Annotated in this window: 22 protein-coding genes; 20 read left to right on the top strand and 2 right to left on the bottom strand. The window is 68.2% G+C overall.

Translation table 11 applies throughout. From position 1 onward, the window contains the following. The first annotated feature begins 51 nt into the window (after positions 1–51). From hslV to EJO71_RS34295, 19 genes are all read left to right on the top strand, one after another. A complete protein-coding gene (hslV, locus tag EJO71_RS09120; RefSeq protein WP_007832466.1) occupies positions 52–597 on the top strand; it encodes an ATP-dependent protease subunit HslV in 546 nt (181 codons plus the stop codon). Between the two features lie 2 nt (positions 598–599). Further along, positions 600–1,925 carry an ATP-dependent protease ATPase subunit HslU gene (hslU, locus tag EJO71_RS09115; RefSeq protein ID WP_125948304.1) on the top strand — a complete coding sequence of 442 codons (1,326 nt, stop codon included), beginning with the start codon at positions 600–602 and terminating at the stop codon, positions 1,923–1,925. Between the two features lie 272 nt (positions 1,926–2,197). Continuing rightward, positions 2,198–2,626, top strand: coding sequence for a division/cell wall cluster transcriptional repressor MraZ (gene mraZ, locus EJO71_RS09110; RefSeq protein ID WP_057597021.1), 429 nt, complete (start codon positions 2,198–2,200; stop codon positions 2,624–2,626). 9 nt (positions 2,627–2,635) lie between these two features. Beyond that, the gene (rsmH, locus tag EJO71_RS09105; protein WP_125948305.1) at positions 2,636–3,559 is read left to right on the top strand and encodes a 16S rRNA (cytosine(1402)-N(4))-methyltransferase RsmH; all 924 of its coding nucleotides are present in this window, start codon (positions 2,636–2,638) and stop codon (positions 3,557–3,559) included. 1 nt (position 3,560) lies between these two features. Then, positions 3,561–3,932, top strand: a complete 372-nt coding sequence (ftsL, locus tag EJO71_RS09100) for a cell division protein FtsL (protein WP_125948306.1) — start codon at positions 3,561–3,563, stop codon at positions 3,930–3,932. After that, a complete protein-coding gene (locus EJO71_RS09095) occupies positions 3,929–5,683 on the top strand; it encodes a penicillin-binding protein 2 (RefSeq protein ID WP_125948307.1) in 1,755 nt (584 codons plus the stop codon). Before ftsL ends, EJO71_RS09095 begins: the two co-directional genes overlap by 4 nt. 2 nt (positions 5,684–5,685) lie before the next feature. After that, complete coding sequence (locus EJO71_RS09090) at positions 5,686–7,245, top strand: UDP-N-acetylmuramoyl-L-alanyl-D-glutamate--2,6-diaminopimelate ligase (RefSeq protein WP_125948308.1); 1,560 nt, start codon at positions 5,686–5,688, stop codon at positions 7,243–7,245. Continuing rightward, the gene (gene murF / locus EJO71_RS09085; protein WP_125948309.1) at positions 7,242–8,684 is read left to right on the top strand and encodes a UDP-N-acetylmuramoyl-tripeptide--D-alanyl-D-alanine ligase; all 1,443 of its coding nucleotides are present in this window, start codon (positions 7,242–7,244) and stop codon (positions 8,682–8,684) included. The genes EJO71_RS09090 and murF overlap by 4 nt, the downstream gene beginning before the upstream one ends. A 15-nt stretch (positions 8,685–8,699) precedes the next feature. Continuing rightward, complete coding sequence (gene mraY / locus EJO71_RS09080) at positions 8,700–9,878, top strand: phospho-N-acetylmuramoyl-pentapeptide-transferase (RefSeq protein ID WP_125948310.1); 1,179 nt, start codon at positions 8,700–8,702, stop codon at positions 9,876–9,878. Positions 9,879–9,897: 19 nt separating this feature from the next. Then, positions 9,898–12,045 (top strand): UDP-N-acetylmuramoyl-L-alanine--D-glutamate ligase, encoded by a 2,148-nt coding sequence (gene murD / locus EJO71_RS09075; RefSeq protein WP_125948311.1) that lies wholly within the window; start codon positions 9,898–9,900, stop codon positions 12,043–12,045. Then, positions 12,042–13,340, top strand: coding sequence for a putative lipid II flippase FtsW (gene ftsW, locus EJO71_RS09070; protein ID WP_125948312.1), 1,299 nt, complete (start codon positions 12,042–12,044; stop codon positions 13,338–13,340). Before murD ends, ftsW begins: the two co-directional genes overlap by 4 nt. Next, complete coding sequence (murG, locus tag EJO71_RS09065) at positions 13,337–14,401, top strand: undecaprenyldiphospho-muramoylpentapeptide beta-N-acetylglucosaminyltransferase (protein WP_125948313.1); 1,065 nt, start codon at positions 13,337–13,339, stop codon at positions 14,399–14,401. The genes ftsW and murG overlap by 4 nt, the downstream gene beginning before the upstream one ends. Then, positions 14,398–15,867, top strand: a complete 1,470-nt coding sequence (murC, locus tag EJO71_RS09060; protein WP_125948314.1) for a UDP-N-acetylmuramate--L-alanine ligase — start codon at positions 14,398–14,400, stop codon at positions 15,865–15,867. Before murG ends, murC begins: the two co-directional genes overlap by 4 nt. Further along, positions 15,864–16,835, top strand: coding sequence for a D-alanine--D-alanine ligase (locus EJO71_RS09055; RefSeq protein WP_125948315.1), 972 nt, complete (start codon positions 15,864–15,866; stop codon positions 16,833–16,835). Before murC ends, EJO71_RS09055 begins: the two co-directional genes overlap by 4 nt. A 2-nt stretch (positions 16,836–16,837) precedes the next feature. Next, positions 16,838–17,626 (top strand): cell division protein FtsQ/DivIB, encoded by a 789-nt coding sequence (locus tag EJO71_RS09050; RefSeq protein ID WP_125948316.1) that lies wholly within the window; start codon positions 16,838–16,840, stop codon positions 17,624–17,626. Between the two features lie 28 nt (positions 17,627–17,654). Then, positions 17,655–18,884 (top strand): cell division protein FtsA, encoded by a 1,230-nt coding sequence (ftsA, locus tag EJO71_RS09045; RefSeq protein ID WP_081270183.1) that lies wholly within the window; start codon positions 17,655–17,657, stop codon positions 18,882–18,884. A 170-nt stretch (positions 18,885–19,054) separates the two neighbouring features. After that, complete coding sequence (gene ftsZ, locus EJO71_RS09040) at positions 19,055–20,269, top strand: cell division protein FtsZ (RefSeq protein WP_125948317.1); 1,215 nt, start codon at positions 19,055–19,057, stop codon at positions 20,267–20,269. 310 nt (positions 20,270–20,579) lie between these two features. Continuing rightward, entirely contained in the window at positions 20,580–21,503 is a 924-nt protein-coding gene (gene lpxC, locus EJO71_RS09035) for a UDP-3-O-acyl-N-acetylglucosamine deacetylase (RefSeq protein WP_171022508.1), read from the top strand. A gap of 24 nt (positions 21,504–21,527) precedes the next feature. Then, positions 21,528–21,704 carry a hypothetical protein gene (locus EJO71_RS34295; protein WP_019656766.1) on the top strand — a complete coding sequence of 59 codons (177 nt, stop codon included), beginning with the start codon at positions 21,528–21,530 and terminating at the stop codon, positions 21,702–21,704. Between the two features lie 12 nt (positions 21,705–21,716). On the opposite strand, the gene EJO71_RS09030 is transcribed toward EJO71_RS34295, so the two are convergent. Together EJO71_RS09030 and EJO71_RS09025 are read right to left on the bottom strand one after the other, a co-directional pair. Further along, positions 21,717–22,532, bottom strand: coding sequence for a hypothetical protein (locus EJO71_RS09030; RefSeq protein ID WP_164549652.1), 816 nt, complete (start codon positions 22,530–22,532; stop codon positions 21,717–21,719). Between the two features lie 205 nt (positions 22,533–22,737). After that, the gene (locus EJO71_RS09025) at positions 22,738–23,697 is read right to left on the bottom strand and encodes a LysR family transcriptional regulator (RefSeq protein ID WP_125948319.1); all 960 of its coding nucleotides are present in this window, start codon (positions 23,695–23,697) and stop codon (positions 22,738–22,740) included. Positions 23,698–23,814: 117 nt separating this feature from the next. On the opposite strand from EJO71_RS09025, the gene EJO71_RS09020 reads away from it, so the two are divergent. Then, positions 23,815–25,140: an aminotransferase class I/II-fold pyridoxal phosphate-dependent enzyme gene (locus EJO71_RS09020; RefSeq protein WP_125948643.1), complete on the top strand. Its 1,326-nt coding sequence runs from the start codon at positions 23,815–23,817 to the stop codon at positions 25,138–25,140. The last annotated feature ends 10 nt before the right edge of the window (positions 25,141–25,150 follow it).

The raw sequence follows: 25,150 nt of genomic DNA, 5'->3' as shown, positions 1-25,150 counted from the left end.
GCGCCGCCTTGCGGCGGTTGCATTGCCGTCGCGCATCCCCAGATGGCTGCGATGGAACAGTTTCACGGCACCACCATCGTGAGCGTGCGCCGCAAGACCCCCCAGGGCGACCAGGTCGCCATCGGCGGGGACGGGCAGGTCACTCTCGGCAACATCGTCATCAAGGGCACGGCGCGCAAGGTGCGCCGCCTCTATCACGGCAAGGTGCTCGCGGGCTTTGCCGGCGCCACGGCCGACGCCTTCACGCTCTTCGAGCGCTTCGAGGCCAAGCTCGAGAAGCACCAGGGGCACCTGACCCGCGCGGCGGTCGAGCTCACCAAGGACTGGCGCACCGACCGCGTGCTGCGCAAGCTCGAGGCCATGCTCGCCGTGGCCGACGCCACCACTTCCCTCATCATCACCGGCAACGGCGACGTGCTGGAGCCCGAGGACGGCGTCATCGCCATCGGCTCGGGTGGCGCGTATGCCCAGTCGGCGGCCAAGGCGCTGATCGAGAACACCGAGCTCTCGGCCGAGCAGATCGTGCGCAAATCGCTGGCGATCGCCGGAGAAATCTGCATTTACACGAACATGAACCACACGGTGGAAGCGCTCTGACCATGTCCATGACCCCCCAGGAGATCGTCTCCGAGCTCGACAACCACATCGTCGGCCAGCCGGCCGCCAAGCGCGCCGTGGCCATCGCCCTGCGCAATCGCTGGCGCCGCCAACAGGTCGACGACAAGCTGCGCCACGAGATCACGCCGAAGAACATCCTCATGATCGGCCCCACGGGCGTGGGCAAGACCGAGATCGCCCGTCGCCTCGCACGCCTGGCCGATGCTCCTTTCATCAAGGTCGAGGCCACCAAGTTCACCGAGGTGGGCTATGTGGGCAAGGATGTCGATTCGATCATCCGCGACCTCGCCGAGATCGCCGTCAAGCAGACCCGCGAGGCGGAGAGCGTGAAAGTGCGCGCGCGCGCCGAGGATGCCGCCGAGGAGCGCATCCTCGACGTGCTGTTGCCCCCCGCGCGCGGCGCCGACGGTGCCGCGGCCGACAGCACCGGCAACGCCACCCGCCAGGCCTTCCGCAAGAAGCTGCGCGAGCACCAGCTCGACGACAAGGAGATCGAGCTCGACCTCGCCGAGGCCCGCGCTCCGCTCGAAATCATGGGCCCGGCCGGCATGGAGGAAATGACCGAGCAGCTGCGCGGCATGTTCGGCCAGCTCGGCGGCGGCAAGCGCAAGATGCGCAAGCTCAAGATCGCCGAGGCGCTGCGCCTCTTGACCGACGAGGAAGCCGCCAAGCTGGTCAACGAAGACGAGATCCGCGCGCAGGCGATCGCCAATGCCGAGCAGAACGGCATCGTTTTCATCGACGAGATCGACAAGGTCGCCACCCGCAGCGAGGCACAGGGCTCGGACGTCTCGCGCCAGGGCGTGCAGCGCGACCTGCTGCCGCTGGTGGAGGGCACGGCCGTCAGCACCAAGTACGGCGTGGTGCGCACCGACCACATGCTGTTCATCGCGAGCGGCGCCTTCCATCTGAGCAAGCCCAGCGACCTGATCCCCGAGCTGCAGGGGCGCTTTCCGATCCGTGTGGAGCTGCAGTCGCTGTCGGTGGCGGACTTCGAGAGCATCCTCACGCAGACGCGCGCGTCGCTCGTTAAGCAATACCAGGCGCTGCTCGCCACCGAGGGTGTGACACTCGAATTCACGCCCGAAGGCGTGAACCGGCTGGCCACCATCGCCTTCGAGGTGAACGAGCGCACCGAGAACATCGGCGCGCGCCGTTTGTCGACCGTGATGGAGCGCCTGCTGGATGAGGTAAGCTTCGACGCGACCCGCCTCGAAGGGCAATCGATCCGCATCGATGCCGCCTATGTCGACCAGCGCCTTGCGGCACTAAGTCACGACGAAGACCTTTCGCGCTTCATCCTCTGAAGCCGCTTCTCCTTCCCCCTGTAACGGGGGAATCCTTCACGCATCACTTTCACTGCGTGAGCTAAGTGCTTAATTCTCAACGAAATTCGCCGATTCCAAGGATTTGGAATCGGCGCTAAGTCGTTGATTCCATTACAAAAAATAGCCCAAACGGCCAGTTGCTTCCGAAGTGTTTCCTGCTACAGTGCAAAAAAGTGCAGTTAAGTGGGAAAAAGTGCGGGTAGTGCCCCTTCCGGGTGCCGCAGCACTCCCAACACAGGGGTTTCGTGGTCGTGTTTCAAGGCGCTTCATCGCTCAGTCTGGATGCCAAGGGGCGGCTCTCCGTGCCGACCCGGCATCGTGACGTCCTGAGCGCGACGGCAGGCGGCCAGCTCACGATCACCAAGCATCCGCACGGATGCCTGATGGTGTTCCCCCGTCCCGAATGGGAAAAATTCCGCGAGCGCATCGCCGCCCTGCCGATGTCGGCGCAGTGGTGGAAGCGCGTCTTCCTGGGCAATGCCATGGACGTCGAGATGGACGGCACCGGCCGCATCCTGGTGTCGCCCGAGCTGCGCGCGGCCACCGGCATCACGCGCGACACGCTGCTGCTGGGCATGGGCAACCACTTCGAACTCTGGGACAAGGCCACGTACGAGGCCAAGGAGGCCGAGGCCACCCAGGGCGAGATGCCGGATGTGTTTCAGGACTTCGCGTTCTGAAAGGGCCCTGTGAACACCCCATGGACCCATACGACCGTCCTGCTCGGCGAGGCGGTGGAAGCTCTTCTTTCCGGCAAGACGGCCGCGACCGGCACCTACGTGGACGCCACGTTCGGCCGGGGAGGGCATGCGCGCGCGATCCTCGCGCGGCTGGCGCCGGAAGGCAGGCTAATCGCATTCGACAAGGATGCGGAAGCAGTGGCCGAAGCAGCGCGCATCTCGGATGCGCGTTTTTCCATCCGCCACCAGGGATTCCGTTCGCTGGGCGAGTTGCCTGACGCCAGCGTCGACGGCCTGCTGATGGATCTGGGCGTGAGTTCGCCGCAGATCGACAACCCGGTACGTGGTTTCAGTTTTCGTTTCGACGGCCCGCTCGACATGCGCATGGACACCACGCGCGGCGAGAGTGTGGCCGAGTGGCTGGCAACGGCCGAACTACAGCAGATTGCAGAGGTGATCCGTGACTATGGCGAAGAACGGTTTGCTGTTCAGATTGCAAAGGCGATTGTTGCTCGCCGACAGGAACGGGGCCCAGTTTCAACCACCACCGAACTGGCCGAGCTCGTGGCTGGCACGGTCAAAACCCGCGAGCCGGGCCAGAACCCTGCAACGCGCACATTTCAGGCTTTTCGGATTTTCATCAACGCCGAGCTTGAAGAGCTGCAACAGGCGCTAGAGGCGAGCCTGTCGGTGCTGAAGCCGCACGGGCGGCTCGCGGTGATCAGCTTCCATTCGCTCGAAGACCGCATCGTCAAGCAGTTCATCGCAAAGCATTCGAAAGAGGTCTACGACCGCCGCGCGCCGTTTGCCGCGCCCAAGGCCATGAAGCTGCGCGCCCTGGAGCGCATCAAGCCCTCCGACGCCGAGGTGGGCGGCAACCCGCGTTCGCGCAGCGCCATTCTTCGAGTGGCAGAACGCACGGAGGCCGACTGACATGGCCCGTGTGAACCTGCTCCTGCTGATGGCCGTCATTGCGACGGCTTTGTACCTTGTGCACACCCAGTACCTGTCGCGCCAGCTCTACACCGAGCTCGACCGCGTGCAGCAGGACGCCCGCCGACTGGAAACCGAGCGCGACCGCCTGCAGGTCGAGAAGCGCGCGCAGGCCACGCCACTGCGCGTCGAGAAGCTCGCCAAGGAGCAGCTGCAGATGCGCACCACCTCCCCGGCGATCACGCAGTACGTGCGCCCGGACGGTTCCGTGATCCCGGCGGTCGCGCCGGTGGCGCCCGCGCCGACGACCACGTCCAAGCCGGCCGCCAAGCCGGCGACCAAGCCAGCCACCGCAGCGAGGGCCACACGATGAGCCGGGGCAATCGCAGCGTGCGCTACACCACCAGCCCCTTGCTCGCGAGCAAGACGCCGGTATGGCGCAGCAAGTTCATCGTCGCCGGCATCGCCCTGGGTTTCGTCATGCTGGCGGGGCGGGCTGCGTACGTGCAGGTGCTCAACAACAGCTTCTTCCAACGGCAGGGCGAAGTGCGTTTTGCGCGCACGCTCGAGCTGCCGGCCAACCGCGGCCGCATCCTCGACCGCAACGGACTCATCCTGGCGTCCAGCGTGGTCGCACCCAGCATCTGGGCCATTCCGGAAGACATCGAGCGCGACGACCCCGAGGTTCGCGCCAAGCTCAAGCAGGTGGCCAAGCTGCTCGAGATGTCGCAGAAGGACTTCGACAAGAAGCTGGAAGACGAGGACAAGACCTTCGTCTGGATCAAGCGCCAGGTCGATGAGCCCATCGCCAAGCAGATCGCGGCGATGAACCTCAAGGGCATCTACCAGCGCAAGGAATACAAGCGCCAGTACCCCGAGGGCGAGGCCGCCGCGCACGTGGTGGGCTTCACCAACGTGGAAGACAACGGCCAGGAAGGCATCGAGCTGGCCTTCAACAAGGACCTGGCCGGCAAGGCCGGCTCGCGCCGCGTCATCAAGGACCGCCTCGGCCGCGTGGTCGAAGGCGTGGGCGATATCGTTCCGCCGCTCGACGGCAAGGACATCCAGCTCAGCGTCGACAGCAAGGTGCAGTTCTTCGCCTACCAGAAGCTGCGCGACGCCGTGACCGCGCGCAAGGCCAAGGCCGGCAGCGTGGTGGTGCTCGACTCCGTCACCGGCGAAGTGCTGGCGCTGGCCAACTACCCGAGCTACGTGCCCGACAAGCGCCAGAACCTGACCGGCGAGCAGCTGCGCAACCGCGCGCTCACCGACACCTTCGAGCCCGGCTCGACCATGAAGCCGATCACGGTGGGCATGGCGCTGGAGGCCGGCCGCGTGAAGCCCTCGACGCTCATCGAAACCGGCCCTGGCCGCTACCAGATCGGCGGCTTCACCATCAGCGACACGCACAACTACGGCACGCTGACCGTCGAAGGCGTGATCCAGAAGTCGAGCAACGTCGGCGCGCTCAAGATCGCCCAGAAGATGACCCCGCACGAGATGTGGGACACCTACACCGCGCTGGGCTATGGCCAGAAGCCGCAGATCCAGTTCCCCGGCGCCGTCACGGGCCGGCTGCGCCCCTGGAAGACCTGGAAGCCGGTCGAGCAGGCCACCATGGCCTACGGCTACGGCCTGTCGGCGTCGCTGTTCCAGATGGCGCACTCGTATACCTCGTTCGCGCATGACGGTTCGCTCATCCCGGTGACCATCCTCAAGAACTCCGAGCCGCCGGTGGGCGTGCGCGTGTTCTCGCCGTCGAACGCGCTGGCCGTGCGCAAGATGCTGCAGATGGCCGCCGGCCCCGGCGGCACCGGCACGCGCGCGCAGACGGTCGGCTATTCGGTCGGCGGCAAGTCGGGCACGGCCCACAAGCAGGTCGGCAAGGGCTACGCCAGCAACAAGTACCGCGCCTGGTTCACCGGCATGGCGCCTATCGAGAAGCCGCGCATCATCGTCGCGGTGATGATCGACGAACCCAGCGACGGCCAGTATTACGGCGGCCTGGCAGCGGCCCCGGTGTTCAGCGAAGTCGTGCAGCAGACCCTGCGCATGATGAACGTACCGCCCGACCTGGCGGTCAAACCGCTTGTGATGACGCAGGGCGTCGACGAGAGTTTCTGAAGATGCTGACCTTCACTTCCCCCCAACTGGTGGCCGCCTGGCTCAAGGAGCGCGCGCCGCAGGCCGCGCTGCATGCCGACAGCCGTGCCGTGGGCGCGGGCGATGTATTCATCGCCTGGCCCGGCGCCGCCACCGACGGGCGCAAGCACGTGGCGGCGGCGCTGGCGCAGGGCGCCGCTGTCTGCCTGGTGGAGCACGAGGGCGTCGAGCCCTTCGGCTTCGATGGTGATGAGCGCGTCGTGAGCTACCCCGGCCTGAAGGCCGCCACCGGCCCGATCGCCTCGGCCTACTACGACAACCCCTCGGCCCTGCTCGAACTGCTGGCCGTGACCGGCACCAACGGCAAGACCTCCACCGCCTGGTGGCTGGCCGAATCGCTCTCCACGTTGCGCGCGGCGGGTGGCGTTCGCGTGATGAAGCCCGACGGCACCATGCAGCGCGACGCGCCGTCGCCCTGCGCCGTGATGGGCACGCTGGGCATCGGCGTGCCGCCCGAGCTGACCTACACCGGCCTCACCACGCCCGACCCGGTGATGATGCAGCGCGAGCTGCGCTCGCTGGTCGAGCGCGGCTTCGGCGCCTGCGCCATCGAGGCCTCGTCCATCGGCATCGCCGAGCGCCGCCTCGACGGCGCGCAGATCGCGGTGGCCGTGTTCACCAACTTCACGCAGGACCACCTGGACTACCACGGCAGCATGGACGCCTACTGGCAGGCCAAGGCGGAGCTGTTCCGCTGGCCCGGCCTGCGTGCGGCGGTCATCAACATCGACGACACGCACGGCGCCAGCCTGTGCGCGAACCTGATCGACGCCGGCATCGGCGCGCTCGACGTCTGGACCGTCTCGGCCGGCGGCAAGCCGGCACGCCTCGTGGCGCGCGACATCGGCTACGACGCGCAGGGCCTGCAGTTCTCGGTGGCCGAGCACGGCACGGCTGCCGTGGAGCGCGTGTCGACCGGGCTCATCGGCCAGTACAACGTGTCGAACCTGCTGGGCGTGCTCGGCACGCTGCGCGCGCTGGGCCTCACGCTGGCGCAGGCCGTGGCCGCCTGCGCCAACCTCACCAGCGTGCCGGGGCGCATGGACCGCGCGGGCACCGGCGAAGGAACGCCGCTGGCCGTGGTCGACTACGCCCACACGCCCGATGCGCTCGACAAGGCGCTGATCGGCCTGCGTCCGCTGGCGAAGCAGCGCGGCGGCGCGCTCTGGTGCCTGTTCGGCTGCGGCGGCGACCGCGACCCGATCAAGCGCCCGATGATGGCCGCCGTCGCCGAACGCCAGGCCGACCGCGTGATCGTCACCAGCGACAACCCGCGCAGCGAAAAGCCCGACGCGATCATCAGCCAGGTGCTGCGCGGCTTCTCTCGCCCCGACGCGGCGCAGGTGCAACCCGATCGCGCGGCCGCCATCGCCGACGCGATCGCACAAGCCGCGCCGCAAGACGTGGTGCTGATCGCCGGCAAGGGCCACGAGGCCTGGCAGGAAATCGCCGGCCAGCGCATCGAGTTCTCGGACAAGGCCCACGCGCTGCAGGCGCTGGCAAGGCGGGGAGCCACGGCATGACCGGCATCACGACGCCCCTCGACATCACGCTGGCCCAGGTGCAGCAGTGGATCCCGGGTTCGCGCCTGGTGGGTGACGCCTCGACCGTCATCGCCCGCGTGCACACCGACACGCGCACGCTCGCGCCCGGCGACCTGTTCGTCGCGCTCAAGGGCGAGCGCTTCGACGCCAACGACTTCCTCGCCGACGCGAAGAAGCAGGGGGCGGTGGCCGCCATTGCGCACCACGGGCTGGAGGCCGCGGGCCTCGCCGGCCTCGAAGTGCCCGATTCGCTGGTCGCGCTCGGCGCGCTCGGCGCGGGCTGGCGCGCGCAGTTCGACCTGCCGCTCATCGCCGTGACCGGCAGCAACGGCAAGACCACGGTGACGCAGATGATCGCGGCCGTGCTGTTCGCCTTCCGCGCCGAGCGTGCGCTGGCCACGGCCGGCAACTTCAACAACGAGATCGGCGTGCCGCTCACGCTGCTGCGCCTGCGCGCGCAGCACCAGCGCGCGGTGCTCGAGCTGGGCATGAACCATCCGGGCGAGATCGCGCGGCTGGCCGCCATCTCGCGCCCGACCATCGCGCTGGTCAACAACGCGCAGCGCGAGCACCAGGAGTTCATGGCCACCGTCGAGGCGGTGGCCGTCGAGAACGCGGCCGTGTTCGCTGTACTGCCCGAAGACGGCACGGCCGTCTTCCCCTACGGCGACGAGTTCACCTCGCTGTGGACCGACATGGCGCTCGACGGCGGCTCGCGCCGCTGCCTGACCTTCGGCGAGCACGAGGACGCCGACGTCTCTCTGCAAGGCGCCGAATGGAAGCAGGGCGCCTGGGCCGTGAGCATCCGCACGCCGGTGGGCGACTTCGATGCACGCCTGCACATCGCGGGCCGGCACAACGTCGTCAATGCACTTGCCGCCACGGCCTGCGCGCTCGCGGCGGGTGTGTCGCTGGAGATCATCGGTGCCGGCCTGTCGGCCTTCGAGCCGGTCAAGGGCCGCTCGCGCGCCAGCGAGATCGCGTTGCCCGGCGGCCATGCGATCACGCTGGTCGACGACAGCTACAACGCCAACCCCGATTCCGTGATCGCCGCCATCGACGTGCTCGCAGCCCTGCCGGGCCCGCGCCTGCTTGTGCTCGGCGACATGGGCGAGGTGGGCGACCGCTCGCCCGAGTTCCACGCCGAGGTCGGCGAACACGCCCGCCTGCGCGGCATCGAGTCCGTCTATGCGCTGGGCGCCGCGACGGCGCACACCGTCGCCGCCTTCGGCGGTGCCGACGGACGTCATTTCGAAGAGTTCGGCGCGCTGAGCGCGGCCGTGCTCGCGCGCCTGCCGCAGGTCGGCAGCGTGCTCGTGAAGGGATCGCGCTTCATGAAGATGGAGCGCGTGGTGCAGGTCGTCGAGGCACAGGCACAACAACCACAACAACAAGAGGAGGGCGGCCATGACGCATGAGCCGCGCGAAACCACATGCTGCTGACACTGGCCCAATGGCTGCAGACGCTGTCGCCCGAGTTCGGGTTCCTGCGCATCTTCCAGTACCTCACCTTCCGCGCGCTGATGGCCGCGCTGACGGCGCTCGTGGTCGGCCTGGTGGCCGGCCCCTACGTGATCCGCCGCCTCGCCGCGCTCAAGATCGGCCAGCCGGTGCGCGGCTACGGCATGGAAACGCACCTGACCAAGAGCGGTACGCCAACCATGGGCGGCGTGCTGGTGCTGTTCTCCATCGCCTTCGCCACGCTGCTGTGGTTCGACATCTCGAACAGGTTCGTGTGGATCGTGCTGTGGGTCACGATGGGCTTCGGCGCCATCGGCTGGGTGGACGACTGGCGCAAGGTGGTGCGCAAGGACCCCGAAGGCATGCGCTCGCGCGAGAAGTATTTCTGGCAGTCGGTGGTCGGCCTGATCGCTGGCTTCTACCTGCTCTTCAGCATCTCGGAAAGCTCCAACTGGCGCGTGGTGCAGCTGTTCTTCGCATGGGTGCAGTCGGGCTTCGACCTCGACTTTCCGCCCAAGATCAACCTGCTGGTGCCCTTCTTCAAGGAAGTGAGCTATCCGCTGGGCGGCATCGGCTTCGTGATCCTCACCTACCTCGTGATCGTGGGTGCGAGCAATGCCGTGAACCTGACCGACGGCCTCGACGGGCTGGCGATCATGCCGGTGGTGATGGTGGGCTCGGCGCTGGGCGTGTTCGCCTACGTCACGGGCAGCGCGGTGTACTCCAAGTACCTGCTGTTCCCCAACATCCCGGGCTCGGGCGAGCTGCTGGTGTTCTGCTCGGCCATGGCCGGCGCGGGGCTCGCGTTCCTGTGGTTCAACACGCATCCGGCGCAGGTCTTCATGGGCGACGTGGGCGCGCTGGCGCTCGGCGGCGCGCTGGGCACCATCGCGGTCATCGTACGCCAGGAGATCGTGTTCTTCATCATGGGCGGCATCTTCGTGGTCGAGGCGATCTCGGTGATGGCGCAGGTCACGTACTTCAAGTACACGAAGAAGCGCTTCGGCGAAGGCCGGCGCGTGCTCAAGATGGCGCCGCTGCACCATCACTTCGAGAAGAGCGGCTGGCGCGAGACGCAGGTCGTGGTGCGCTTCTGGATCATCACGATGCTGCTGTGCCTCGTGGGCCTTTCGACGCTGAAGCTGCGGTGAACGGAAGAAGAGAAGAAGCATGCGGCACCTGAAAGACCTCCCCGTCCTCATCCTCGGCCTCGGCGCGTCCGGGCTGGCGATGACGCGCTGGTGCGCGCGGCACGGCGCGGTCGTGACCGTGGCCGACACGCGCGAGGCGCCGGCGCTGCTCTCCACGCTGCGCGAGGAGCTGCCCGGCGTGAGCTTCGTCGGCGGGCCGTTCTCGGCCGCGCTGGTCGAGGGAACGCCGATCCGCGCCGTGTACCGCTCGCCGGGCCTGTCGCCCGAGACCATCGCGCCGGTGGCGGACGCGGCGCGTGCCGTGGGCCTGCCGGTGGGCGGTGAGCTGGACCTGTTCGCGCGTGCGTTGCTCGATCTGCGGACCGTCGATGTGCCGGTGGTGGAAGCCGAGCCGGAAACCGAGGCGGAAGCCACGGCTGAACCTGTGGCCGAAGCGCCTGTGGAAGTCGTCGAGCCCGAAGCTCAGGCGCAGCTGCCGCTGGACGAACCCGCGCCCGCCGATCAGGCAGTGGCCGAGGCTGAGCCGGTGCAGCATGCCGAAGCTGCAGCGCCTGAAGCCGCCGTCGCGCCTGCGCCCGAACCGGTTGTGCCCGCCCAGGCCGAGGCCATGCCGCGCGATCCGTCGATGAGCGTAGCCGTGCTGCCGCCGCAGGACGAAACGCCTGCGCCGGCCGAGGCCGTGGAGGCTGTCGCAGAAGAGCCGGCAGCAGAAGTCGCGCCCGAATCGACATCGGAAGCCACCGAGGCGGTCGCGGCCGAAACGCCCGAAGCCCCGGCAGCGGCGCCCGCTGCCGCGCCTGCCACCGCTTCGCGCCTGCCCGTCACCGGCAAGCCCTACGTTCCGACCGCCGCGAAGGAAGCCGCGGAATTCGTCGCGAGAATCGCCGAAATCTCCGCCACAAATCCAGCCTCGGCAGCCGTCGAGGAAGAGGCCTCGCCACAACTCGAACTGGCGCCGCCCGTCGAACCCGAGGCGCCCAAGGGCTACACGCCCGCGGTGCTCGCCATCACCGGCACCAACGGCAAGACGACAGTCACCTCGCTCACCGGCCAACTGGTCGAGCGCGCCGGCAAGACCGTGGCCGTCGCCGGCAACATCGGCCCGACGCTGCTCGACACGCTCTCGGCGCACATGGATGCCGACACGCTGCCCGAGGTGTGGGTGCTGGAGCTGTCCAGCTTCCAGCTCGACGGCGTGCAGGGCTTCGAGCCCACCGCCGCCACCGTGCTCAACCTCACGCAGGACCATCTCGACTGGCATGGCGACATGGCGGCCTATGGCGCGGCCAAGGCGCGCATCTTCGGCGCGCAAGGCCTGATGATCCTCAACCGCGACGATGCCGGCGTGATGGCCATGTTGCCCGCGCCCGTCAAGGTCAAGCTGCAGCGTCCGCAGATCCGCACGCACGTCACCTTCGGCGGTGCCATGCCGCTGCGCCCGGGCGACTACGGCATCGAGCGCGTCAACGGCATGGCCTGGCTGGTGCGCGCGCTGGAAGCCGATGAAACCCAGAAGCGCAAGCGGGGCGCCGTGGTGGAAGAAGAAATCTTCCTGCAGCGCCTGATGCCCGCCGACGCGCTGCGCATCCGCGGCCGCCACAACGCCATGAATGCCCTGGCGGCGCTTGCACTGGCCAGCGCCGCCGGCTGCCCGTTGAACGCCATGCTCTACGGCCTGCGCGAGTACAGCGGCGAGCCGCATCGCGTGGAGCCCGTCGCCATCATTGACGACATCGAGTATTTCGACGACAGCAAGGGCACCAACGTCGGTGCCACGGCGGCCGCGCTGACCGGCCTCGGCGAGGAGCGCCGCGTGGTCGTCATCCTTGGTGGCGAAGGCAAGGGACAGGACTTCGAGCCGCTGGCCGCGCCGGTGCGCCAGTACGCGCGCGCCGTGGTGCTCATCGGCCGCGACGCGCCGCTCATCGAAGCCGCGCTGGCATCGACGGGCGTCTCGCTGCTGCACGCCGCCTCGATGGACGAGGCCGTGAAGCTCGCGTCCGCGCGCGCCAACCCCGGCGATGCCGTGTTGTTGTCACCGGCCTGTGCGAGCTTCGACATGTTCAAGGACTACGCGCACCGCGCCGAGGTGTTCCGCGAGGCCGTGCAGGCCTACGAGGACAGCCCGCGCGGCCTGGGCGATTCGACGACGGAGGACCCGGTTTGAACTCTGCCGCCTCAGGCGCAACGCCCAACGCATCCACCAGCCGTTTCGGCGGCTGGTTCAGGCGCGCCCGCAGCGGGATCGACTCGCTGCCCGTGCACCTGCCCGTGCGGCTGGGCGGCGCCGGCATCGCGCAGACAAAAGCCACGCCGATGCGCGTGCTGGGCTTCGACCAGGCGCTGGTCTGGGTCACGGTGGCGCTGCTGACCTGGGGCCTGATCATGGTGTATTCGGCCTCCATCGCGCTGCCCGACAACCCGCGCTTCGCGCGCGCCGGCTACAGCGCCTCGTACTTCCTCACACGGCACGCGGCCTCGGTGGTGTTCGCGTTCATCGCCGCGCTGCTGGCCTTCCAGATCCCGATGAAGACCTGGGAGCGCGCCGCGCCCTGGCTCTTCGTGGCCTCGCTGCTGCTGCTGGTGGCCGTGCTCATTCCGCACATCGGCATCAACGTGAACGGCGCGCGCCGCTGGTTGCCGATGGGCTTCATGCGCTTCCAGCCCTCGGAGCTGGCCAAGCTCGCGATGGTGCTCTACGCCGCCAGCTACATGGTGCGCAAGATGGAGATCAAGGAGCGCTTCTTCCGCGCCGTGCTGCCGATGGGCGTCGCGGTGGTGGTGGTCGGCATGCTGGTGATGGCCGAGCCCGACATGGGCGCCTTCATGGTGATCGCCGTGATCGCCATGGGCATCCTGTTCCTGGGCGGCGTGAACGCGCGCATGTTCTTCCTGATTGCCGCGCTGGTGGTGGTGGCCTTCGGCACGATCGTCGCGAGCAGCCCATGGCGCCGCGAACGCATCTTTGCGTACCTCGATCCGTGGAGCGAGGAGCACGCGCTCGGCAAGGGCTACCAGCTGTCGCACTCGCTGATCGCCATCGGGCGCGGCGAGGTCTTCGGCGTGGGCCTGGGCGGCAGCGTCGAGAAGCTGCACTGGCTGCCCGAGGCGCATACCGACTTCCTGCTGGCCGTGATCGGCGAGGAGTTCGGCCTGATCGGCGTGCTGCTGATCATCGGCATGTTCCTCTGGCTCACGCGCCGGATCATGCACATCGGCCGCCAGGCCATCGCGCTCGACCGCGTGTTCTCGGGCCTCGTGGCGCAGGGCGTGGGCGTGTGGCTGGGCTTCCAGACCTTCATCAACATGGGCGTGAACCTCGGCGCGCTGCCGACCAAGGGCCTGACGCTGCCGCTGATGAGCTTCGGCGGCTCGGCGATCCTGATGAACCTCGTGGCGCTGGCGATCGTGCTGCGCATCGACTATGAAAACCGCGTGCTGATGCGGGGAGGTCGCGTATGACCGGCCGCACAGCACTCGTCATGGCCGGCGGCACCGGCGGCCACATCTTCCCCGGACTCGCGGTGGCCGAAGCCCTGCGCGAACGAGGCTGGAAGGTGCACTGGCTGGGCGCGCCCGGCAGCATGGAGGAAAAGCTGGTTCCGCCGCGCGGCTTCGCCTTCGAGCCCGTGCAGTTCGGCGGCGTGCGCGGCAAGGGCCCGCTCACGCTGTTCCTGTTGCCGCTGAAGCTGCTGCGCGCCTTCTGGCAGAGCCTGCGCGTGGTACGCCGCGTGAAGCCCGACGTGCTGGTGGGCCTGGGTGGCTACATCACCTTCCCGGGCGGCATGATGGGCGTGCTGGTCGGCAAGCCGCTGGTGCTGCACGAGCAGAACTCGGTGGCGGGCCTTGCCAACAAGGTGCTGGCGGGCGTGGCCGACCGCGTGTTCACCGCCTTCCCCAACGTGCTGAAGAAGGCGCAATGGGTGGGCAACCCGCTGCGCGCGGCCTTCACCTCGAAGCCTGAACCGGCAGAGCGTTTCGCGGGCCGCACCGGTCCGCTGAAGCTGCTGGTGGTGGGCGGCAGCCTCGGCGCGCGCGGCCTCAACACCGTGGTGCCGCAGGCGCTGGCGCGCATCGAGCTGGCCGCGCGCCCGCAGGTGCTGCACCAGAGCGGCACCAAGCAGATCGACGAGCTGCGCGCCAACTACGAGGCCGCGGGCGTCGAGGGCGAACTCACGCCCTTCATCGAAGACACCGCTCAGGCGTATGCCGATGCCGACATCATCGTCGCGCGCGCAGGCGCCAGCACCGTCACAGAAATCGCGGCCGTCGGCGCAGCAGCGCTGTTCGTGCCTTTCCCCTCGGCGGTCGACGACCACCAGACCACCAACGCGCGCTTCCTCGTGGACGCGGGCGGCGGCTGGCTGGTGCAGCAGGTCGACCTCACTCCTGAATTGCTGGCTGACTTGCTACAGAAAACCGGGCGCGATGCGCTGATAGAGAAGGCCGCCAAGGCCAAGACCATGCAGAAGACCGAAGCCGTCGAGGCGGTCGTCCGCGCCTGCGAGGAGCTTGCCAAATGAAGCACGCGATTCGTCACATCCATTTCGTGGGCATCGGTGGGTCCGGCATGAGCGGCATCGCCGAGGTGCTGCTGAACCTGGGCTACAAGATTTCCGGCTCCGACCTGTCCGACAGCGCCACGCTGCGCCGCCTCGCCGGCCTGGGCATCGCCACCTTCGTGGGTCATGCCGCCGCGCACATCGACGGCGCGGACGCGGTCGTCACCTCGACCGCCGTGCAGTCGGACAACCCCGAAGTGCTGGCCGCACGCGAGAAGCGCATTCCGGTCGTGCCGCGTGCGCTGATGCTGGCCGAGCTGATGCGCCTGAAGCAGGGCATCGCGATTGCCGGCACGCACGGCAAGACCACCACCACCAGCCTGGTGGCGAGCGTGCTCGCCGCCGCCGGGCTCGACCCGACCTTCGTGATCGGCGGACGCCTGAACAGCGCCGGCGCCAACGCGCAGCTCGGCAGCGGCGACTACATCGTGGTGGAGGCCGACGAGTCGGACGCCTCGTTCCTGAACCTGCTGCCGGTGATGGCGGTGGTCACGAACATCGACGCCGACCACATGGAAACCTACGGGCACGACTTCGCGAAGCTCAAGAAGGCCTTCGTCGACTTCCTGCACCGCATGCCCTTCTACGGCGTGGCCATTCTCTGCACCGACGATCCGGCGGTGCGCGAGATCGTGGCCGACGTGACCTGCCCGGTCACCAGCTACGGCTTCGGCGAGGACGCCCAGGTGCGCGCCATCGACGTGCGCGCCGTCGGCGGCCAGATGCACTTCACCGCGCAGCGCCGCAACGGCGTCACGCTGCCCGACCTGCCCATCGTGCTGAACTTGCCGGGCGAGCACAACGTGCGCAATGCACTGTCGGTGATCGCCGTGGCCGTGGAGCTGGGCATCTCCGACGAGGCGGTGCAGCGTGGCCTTGCGGGCTTCAAGGGCGTGGGCCGGCGCTTCCAGAGCTACGGTGACGTGGCGGTGCAGGGGGGCGATGCAGCCGGCACCTTCACCGTGATCGACGACTACGGCCATCACCCCGTCGAGATGGCGGCCACCATCGCCGCCGCGCGCGGCGCGTTCCCGGGACGCCGGCTGGTGCTGGCCTTCCAGCCGCACCGCTACACCCGCACGCGCGACTGCTTCGAGGACTTCGTGAAGGTCATCGGCACGGCCGACGCGGTGCTGCTCGGCGAGGTCTATGCCGCGGGCGAGGCGCCCATCGTGGCCGCCGACGGCCGCACGCTGGCGCGCGCACTGCGCGTGGCGGGCAAGGTCGAGCCGGTGTTCGTCGACGACATCGCCGCCATGCCGCGAGCCATTCTCGACAACGCGCGTCCGGGCGACGTGGTGCTCTCCATGGGCGCCGGGTCCATCGGCGCGGTGCCGGGCAAGGTCGTCGAACTCGGCGCAGCGGCCGGTGCGGCCGCCGCCCCCTCAACATCGGAGCGCGGTTCGCGCAAAGGGAGGGCCTCATGAGCCTTCAGGACCCCAAACTCTTCGGCAAGGTTGCCGTGCTGTTCGGCGGCAGTTCCGCCGAACGCGAAGTCTCCCTGATGTCGGGCACCGGCGTGCTCGACGCGCTGCGTTCGCGCGGCGTCGATGCGTATGCGTTCGATCCGTCGCAGCGCGAACTGGCCGAGCTGAAGCATGAAGGCTTCGCCCGCTGCTTCGTCGCGCTGCATGGCCGCCATGGCGAGGACGGCACCGTGCAGGGCGCGCTCGAGCTGCTCGGCATTCCCTACACCGGCTCGGGCGTGATGGCCTCGAGCGTGGCGATGGACAAGGTCATGACCAAGCGCATCTGGCAGGCCGACGGCCTGCCCACGCCCAAGTACGTGCGCCTGGCCTTCGACCAGCAAAGCCGCGAACAGGTGATGGCCGTGCCCGACGTGCTGGGCCTGCCGCTCATCGTGAAGCCGCCGCGCGAGGGCTCGTCCATCGGCGTGACCAAGGTGCAGGGCTATTCGCAGATGCAGGACGCGGTCGCCCTCTCGGCCAAGTACGACGCCGACGTGCTGTGCGAGGAATTCATCGAGGGCGAGGAAGTGACCTGCGCCGTGCTTGGCCACGGGCTCGACGCGCGCGCGCTGCCGGTGGTGCGCATCGCCGCGCCCGAGGGCGCCTACGACTACCAGAACAAATACTTCACCGACGACGTGAAGTACCAGTGCCCGAGCGGCCTGCCCGAGGCGGAGGAGCGCGAGATCCAGAGCATCACGCTGGCTGCCTACCGCACGCTCGGCTGCCGCGGCTGGGGCCGTGCCGACGTGATGATCCGCGCCAGCGACCGCAAGCCCTTCCTGCTGGAGATGAACACCTCGCCCGGCATGACCAGCCATTCGCTGGTGCCGATGTCGGCCCGCGCCGCGGGCATCGCGTACGAGGAGCTGTGCCTGCGGGTGCTGGCTTCCGCCACGCTCGACGCGACGGGAGGCTCGCTATAGCCATGGCCGACAGCATCCCAGCGCCCTTCGACGTCAAGCTCATGAACATCGTCGCGAACATTGCCTTCGTGATGGTGGCGCTCATGCTGCTTGCGGCGGGCGCGTGGTGGGTGCTGCGCCAGCCTTTCTTCCCGATCGCCGGCATCAAGGTGGACGGCGAGGTCACGCACAACAATGCCGTCACGCTGCGCGCCAACGTGGCGCCGCAGCTCAAGGGCAACTTCTTCACCATCGACCTGGGCCGTGCGCGCGCGGCCTTCGAGTCGGTGCCGTGGGTGCGCAGCGCGGTGGTGCGGCGCGAGTTCCCGAACAAGCTGCGCGTGACGCTGACCGAGCAGGTGCCGGTGGCCAACTGGGGCGACGAGTCGGGCTCGAAGCTCATCAACGGCTTCGGCGACGTGTTCGAGGCCAACGTGGCCGAGGTGGACGACAACCTGCCGCGCCTGGACGGCCCGATCGAACAGGCCGGCCAGGTGCTGGGCATGTACCGCGTGCTGCAGCCGCAGTTCCAGCCCTACGACCTGAGCATCGACGAGCTCACGCTGTCGAGCCGTGGCAGCTGGAAGGTGGTGCTCGACAGCGGCGCCGAGCTGGAGCTGGGCCGCGGCCAGAGCGAAGAGGTGACGGCCCGCCTGCAGCGCTTCCTGAAGACCGTGACCCAGGTCGCGGGCCAGTACCGCCGCACGATGGCCGACGTCGAGGGCGCCGACCTGCGCCACAACGACGCGTATGCATTGCGGCTGCGCGGCGTCACCACGGTCTCGCCCGAGGCCCCAAGAAAAATCAAGTAGCGAATACCGAGGAATCGAGGACATTTCAATGCCCAAAGAATACAAAGACCTGGTCGTAGGACTCGACATCGGCACCGCCAAGGTGATGGTGGTCGTGGCCGAGGTGCTGCCCGGTGGCGAGCTCAAGCTGGCCGGCCTCGGCATCGCGCCGAGCAACGGCCTCAAGCGCGGCGTGGTGGTGAACATCGACGCCACCGTGCAGAGCATCCAGCAGGCGCTGAAAGAGGCCGAGCTGATGGCCGACTGCAAGATCAGCCGCGTCTACACCGGCATCACCGGCAGCCACATCCGCGGCATCAATTCGAGCGGCATGGTGGCGGTGAAGGACAAGGAAGTGACGCCCGCCGATGTGGCCCGCGTGGTGGAGACGGCGCGCGCCATCAACATCTCGAGCGACCAACGCCTGCTGCTGGTGGAGCCGCAGGAGTTCGTGATCGACGGCCAGGACGTGAAGGAGCCGATCGGCATGAGCGGCATGCGGCTCGAAGCCAAGGTGCACATCGTGACCGGTGCGCAGAGCGCGGCCGAGAACATCATCAAGTGCGTGCGCCGCTGCGGCCTCGAGGTCGACCAGCTGATGCTGAACCCGCTGGCCTCCAGCCAGGCGGTGCTGACCGAGGACGAGCGCGAACTGGGCGTGGTGCTGGTGGACATCGGCGCGGGCACGACCGACGTGGCGATCTTCACCAACGGCGCGATCCGCCATACGGCGGTGATCCCGATCGCGGGCGACCTCATCACGAGCGACATCGCGATGGCGCTGCGCACGCCGACCAAGGACGCGGAAGACATCAAGGTCGAGAACGGCTTCGCCAAGCAGCTGCTGGCCGACCCCGACACGCAGGTCGAGGTGCCGGGGCTCGGCGACCGCGGCCCACGCATGCTGAGCAAGCAGGCGCTGGCCGGCGTGATCGAGCCGCGCATCGAGGAGATCTTCTCTCTGGTGCAGCAGGTGGTGCGCGAGTCGGGCTACGAAGAGGTGCTGTCGTCGGGCGTGGTGCTCACGGGCGGCAGCGCGGTGATGCCCGGCATGGTCGAGCTCGGCGAGGACATCTTCCTCAAGCCCGTGCGCCGCGGCATTCCGAAGTATTCGAGCGCGCTGTCCGACATGGTCGCGCAGCCTCGCGCCGCGACGGTGATGGGCCTGCTCGAGGAAGCACGTTTTGCACGCATGCGTGGTTTCAAGGTCGCACAGAAGAACGGGTCCGTAAAGACTGCATTCGGACGTTTCAAGGACTTCATCGTGGGGAATTTCTAGCCATGATCAAGTCTCCACTCTGGCTGGCCCGTGGCAGCCCTCCCATGCATTTCAACGAGCGATGGCGACGAACAGGTCCACCATCGCGACGGGCTCATCGTTGAACCCGTCAGCACACAAGAAGTATTCATAGACACATAACGGCAACTGCAAGATTCAAGGAGTTAAAAATGACCATCGAAATGATCGAAGTCGAAGAGTTCAATCAGGGCACGCAGATCAAGGTGATCGGTGTCGGCGGTGGCGGCGGCAATGCGGTCGCCCACATGATGGAGCGTGGCGTGCAGGGCGTTCAGTTCGTCTGCGCGAACACCGACGCACAGGCCCTGCAGCGCAGCAACGCGCACAAGATCATCCAGCTCGGCACCAGCGGCCTGGGCGCCGGCAGCAAGCCCGAGAAGGGCCGTGATGCGGCCGAGGCGGCGGTGGACGACATCCGCGCGGCCATCGACGGTGCGCACATGCTGTTCATCACCGCCGGCATGGGCGGCGGCACCGGCACCGGCGCGGCACCCGTGATCGCACGCGTCGCGAAGGAAATGGGCATCCTCACCGTAGGCGTGGTGACCAAGCCCTTCGACTGGGAAGGCGGCCGTCGCATGACCAATGCCGACGCCGGCCTGACCGAGCTCGAAGCCAACGTCGACTCGCTTATCGTGGTGCTCAACGAGAAGCTGCTCGACGTGCTGGGCGAGGACGTGACGCAGGACGAAGCCTTCGCGCAAGCCAACGACGTGCTGAAGAACGCCGTGGGCGGCATCTCGGAAATCATCAACGAGTACGGCGGCGTGAACGTCGACTTCGAAGACGTGCGCACCGTGATGGGCGAGCCCGGCAAGGCCATGATGGGCACCGCAGCCGCAGCCGGCCCCGACCGCGCGCGCATCGCCGCCGAACAGGCCGTGGCCTGCCCGCTGCTCGAAGGCATCGACCTCTCGGGCGCCAAGGGCGTGCTGGTGCTGGTGACGGCGTCGAAGAGCTCGCTGAAGCTGAACGAGTCGAAGCTGGCGATGAACACCATCCGCGCCTACGCTTCGCCGGACGCGCATGTGATCTACGGCGCCGCCTACGACGACAGCCTCGGCGACGAGATGCGCGTGACCGTGGTGGCCACCGGCCTGTCGCGCGCCGACGCACGCCGCCAGCAGCCGACGCTGGAAGTGATCCGCACCGGCACCGACAACATCCCGTTCACCGTGCCGACGCTCGGTGGCGTGGGTCATGCCGGCGGCACGGGCGGCAGCCAGCCCAACTACGACGGCATGGCCGTTCCCAGCGTGTGGCGCACCAACCGCACGATGGCCGCCGCGAAGGTGGACGCGCTGTCTTCGGGCGGCATGGACGACTTCGAGATCCCGGCCTTCCTGCGCCGCCAGGCAGACTGACTCGCCCCCAGGCTGCGCGCACTTCGTGTCGCTTCGCTAATCCCCTTCCGGGGGCAACACCTGAGGCCCGGCAAAGCCGGTTCCTCGGTGTTTCGCGAAGTGACCAGCCGGACGCAGAGGGCACGAGAGGGCGTAAGGGGTACAGGGACGACCCGAAAGGGACGTCTGCTGGCTCTAGGCGCTGCGCTCGCCTCGTGCCCTTTGCGTCCATTTCAGGCCAATTCGAAGGAATTGCATAGAACCCATGTCTATCGGTGCCATAGCGAGGGGCATAGGCCGCCACGCCCGTCGCGCGCCTAAAATCCCGGCCGTGCTGCAACAACGTACCCTCAAGTCGATCAGCCGCGCCGTGGGCGTGGGGCTCCACAGCGGCCAGCGCGTGGAGCTGACGCTGCGTCCGGCGCCGGCCGACACGGGCATCGTGTTCCGCCGCGTCGACCTGCCCGAGCCGGTCGAGATCCGCATGACCGCCGAGTCGGTCACCGACACGCGCCTTGCGTCCACGGTCTCCACCGGCGGCGCCAAGGTGCAGACCGTCGAACACATCATGTCGGCCTGCGCGGGCCTCGGCATTGACAACCTCTACATCGACATCACGGCCGACGAAGTGCCGATCCTCGACGGATCGGCTTCCTCTTTCGTGTTCCTGCTGCAGAGCGCGGGCATCGCGCTGCAGAAGGCGCCGCGCCGCTTCATCCGCGTGACCCGCAAGGTCGAGGTGCGCGAAGGCGAGGGCGCCAACGAGAAGTGGGCGAGCCTGGAGCCGTACCACGGCTACAAGCTGAGCTTCGAGATCGACTTCGATCACCGCGTCGTCAACTCCACCGGCCAGCGCGTGGAGTTCGACCTGGGCACCGACTCGTACAGCCGCGACATTGCACGGGCGCGCACCTTCGGCTTCACGAAGGAAGTCGAGTACATGCGCAGCAAGGGCCTCGCGCTCGGGGGCGGCCTCGACAACGCCATCGTGATGGACGACACCAAGGTGCTGAACGAAGGCGGCCTGCGCTACGACGACGAGTTCGTGAAGCACAAGATCCTCGACGCGATGGGCGACCTGTACATCATCGGCAAGCCGCTGCTGGCCGCGTACACCGCATTCCGCTCGGGCCATGCGCTCAACAACAAGCTGCTGCGCGAACTGCTCTCGCACAGCGACGCGTACGAGGTCGTGACCTTCGAGGACGAGAAGCGCGCGCCGCGCGGTTTCGGCGAAGTCGCCCGCGCCTGGTAGTCACTACAGGCCGCACCGCCCCACATGCTTCTCTTCCGCTGGGCCATCCTGCTGCTTCTGCTGGTGGCCGGCGTGTGCTTCGCGTTCTACGCGGGCACGGGGCAGGTCAAGTACCGGCGCATCGGCTGGATCGTGCTGAAGTGGACGCTGCTGGCTGCGTTCGGCTTCTTCGCGGTGCTGATCGCCGAGCGGGTGGCCTGACCTGAGCCTTCCTCAGCCGGCCGCCTCCTGCCGGCAGATGAAGAGGCTCAGGTAGGACGGTGTGCGCTGCGAGACTTCGCGCAACGTCACTTCGTCGAAGTTCTTCGGAACGTTCTCCACCACCAACTGTCGCAGCGCCTGGGCAGCCTCCGTCTCGTTGTCCCGCGGGTTGTAGCGGACCTGTACGCCGCGGATCAGGTAGCCGGGAACGGCATTGCTCGCCTCGGGAAATTCGCGCAACCGCCAGGTGACGTCGCTGCGCGCGGCCTTCAGCTTGCCGAGCAGATCGCGCGCAGGCCCTTCGTTGCGCTTGCGGACTTCCGTGTCGCGCTCGCTCGTGCAGTACAGGATGTCGACCCGGAAGCCGGCGAATTTCCCCGATGAAGAGTTGGCTGGCGGTTTTGTCGCCGCTACAGCGCTGCGGTTGACTTCGATGGCTTTCTGCTCCTGCGCGAACTCCCCGACTTTGCCTGCCTCGGCGCGCAGCACCGGATCGGCGAAAGACAGCGCCACGATCGGAAAGAGCCGGCCCGCCAGCTCTTCCGACGCCACCGAGTTGATGAGCGCGAAGGCCGCCTGCTCGCGGCGATGCCGGCCGGGCGCCTTCTCTTCCATCTGGAGCACTTCGACCACCTTCTCGTAGACGTACTGGTCGCGCTTGAAGCGCGTTTCGTCGAGTGAGATGTCGACCCGCTTGCGTTCGAATTCGATGCGCAGTGCCTCGTTCGCCTGCGCCGAAGCGGCGGCGCGGTGCTGGGCATCCTCGGCGGCCCTCTTCGAATTCTCGGCCTTGTATTGCCAGTAGAGGCCAAGCGCCGCCGCAAGCACGGCGATCAGCGCGGAAGCGCCGCTGGCCCATTTCGTGACCCTCTCCACCCGCGACGAAGGCGCGGGCGTTCCTCCACCGTGATCTTCTCCTGCCATGGTTCGCTCCCGATGTTGTTGACGCCGACGCGAAGTCTGTCACCGCGCCCGCGCGGTGGCCTCCCTACAAATGGGGAGGCTCGGCGCGGAAGTGTCCGGCGCTTGTGTTTCAGTTTTCGGTCAGCGCCTGCAAGGCTTGCACCTGCCGCGCCAGCAGCGGGCCCTTGCGATGCGCCGGCACCAGCAGCATGACCGTGTCTCCCAGCGCCTTCGGCCGCCCCCAGGGTGCGTGCAACTTGCCCTGAGCCAGCAGCGGCGCTACGAGACGCTCGCGTCCCATGAGCACGCCTTCGCCGTCGAGCGCAGCCTGCAGGGCGAGGCTGTAGAGCGAGAAGTCCGGCCCGGCGGCCATTGCCTCGGCTTCGGCCGTCGTGACGCCGGGACGAACAGCCTGCAGCCAGCGTTGCCAATCGTCGCGCCACACTGTGTCGTGCAGGCCGCCGCAGCGTGCGAGCAAGTCCGCCAGATCATCGAGCGGGCGAGGTCGGCCGCTGGGCAGCGGCTGCTGCAGGCGCGGGCTGCACACGGGCAGCAGCCGGTCGCGTGCGAGCGGGATTGCCTGCGCGCCCGCGGCAGTCTCGATGCGCTCGCCTGCCCGCGCATAGAAGAGGCCCAGGTCGAAGGGCTCGCGGCGGAAGTTCGGCGGCTGCTCCAGCGCGGTCACCGACACCTGGACGCCAGGCAACTCCGCCTTCAGACGCGAGAGCCGGGGCGACAGCCACAGCTGCGCGACGGCCGGTAGCGCGGCCACCTGCAGCGTGCTGCGGCGCGCGGCGGTCTGGGTTTCGTGGCGCAGCGCCTGCACGGCCAGTCCGAGTTGGTCGACGGCCGCGCTGAGGGCCGGCAATGCGCGCCGGCCGTGCGCGCTGAGGCGGATGCCCTGGCTGTGCCGCTCGAACAAGGCGCCGCCGGCCCAGGTCTCCAGCGCCTTGATCTGCTGCGCGACGGCGGCCGGCGTCACGAAAAGCTCTTCGGCCGCACGCGCGAAGCTGCCGTGGCGGGCCGCAGCCTCGAAGGCGCGCACGGCCGTATGCGGCGGAAGGCGGGGACGCGGCGGTGCGAGCGGCATGGGGGCGATCCTTCAGGCCAAGTTTTTCTATGGCCCGGGCCCAGATTATCCGGTTTGCCCGGCTGGCGGAGGCAGGCGACGATGCCTCCACCCATCACTTCCAGCGAGATCCACCGCATGCCTGCCGCCGCCCTGCAACGCCGCCCCTGGGTTCCCGCCGCCAGCGAAGACCACGTGCTTGCCATCGCCGCCGATGCCGCCGCGCGCGATGCGGCAGGCGTCGCCGCCGAGATCGAGAGGCTGGTGGTCGACAACCACCGCATCCACGACGTCGACGGCCTGAACCTCAACCCCGCCACCAACGTGATGAACCCTGCCGCCGAGGCGCTGCTGTCGCGCGGACTGGGCTCACGCCCGTCGCTCGGCTATCCCGGCGACAAGTACGAGATGGGGCTCGAAGCCATCGAGCGCATCGAGGTCGTCGCGGCCGAGCTGGCGGCCGAGGTGTTCGGCGCGAAGTTCGCCGAAGTGCGCGTGAGCTCCGGCGCGCTGTCGAACCTGTACGTGTTCATGGCCACCTGCCAGCCCGGCGACACCATCGTCGTGCCGCCGCCCAGCATCGGCGGTCATGTCACGCACCATGCGGCGGGCGCGGCGGGGCTCTATGGCCTGAAGCCGGTTTCCGCGCCGGTGGATGCCGACGGCTACACGGTCGACGTGACCGCGCTGGCGAAGCTGGTGCGCGAGGCGAAGCCGAAGCTCATCACCATCGGTGGCAGCCTGAACCTGTTCCCGCATCCGGTGCCCGCGATCCGCGAGATCGCCGACAGCGTGGGAGCGAAGCTGCTCTTCGACGCGGCGCATCTCTCGGGCATGGTGGCGGGCAAGGCGTGGCCGCAGCCGCTGGAGCAGGGCGCGCATGCGATCACGATGAGCACCTACAAGAGCCTTGGCGGCCCGGCCGGCGGGTTGATCGTGTCGAACGATGCGGCGCTGATGGAGCGCATCGACGCCATCGCCTACCCCGGCCTCACGGCCAATTCGGATGCGGGCCGCACGGCTGCGCTGGCTCGCGGTTTGCTCGACTGGAAGGTGCACGGCGTCGCCTATGCGGCCGCGATGCGCGAGACGGCACAGGCACTGGCACGCGCGCTCGACGCGGAGGGGCTGCCGGTGTTCGCGAAGGCGCGCGGCTTCACGCAGTCGCATCAGCTGGCGGTCGAGGCGGCTCGCTGGGGCGGTGGGCAGCGTGCGGCGAAGAAGCTCGCGCAAGGCGGCCTGCTGGCTTGCGGCATCGGCCTGCCGATCGCGCCGGTGGAGGGCGACATCAACGGCCTGCGCCTCGGCGTGCCCGAGATCGTGCGACTGGGCTTCGCGCCCGACGACATGCCGCAGCTGGCCGGCTGGATCGCGCGGGCCCTGGAAGGCGACGCCGCATCGGTGGCCGCCGAAGTGCGCGAGCGCCGCAAGCGGCTCGGCGAACTGCGCTACATCGTGCGCTGACGAGCCTTCA

It is taken from the genome of Variovorax sp. 679 (genome assembly GCF_003952185.1).
Lineage (GTDB): Bacteria > Pseudomonadota > Gammaproteobacteria > Burkholderiales > Burkholderiaceae_C > Variovorax.
The sequence above is the reverse complement of the archived record's forward strand: the minus strand, read 5'-3'. Positions and strand labels throughout refer to the sequence as shown.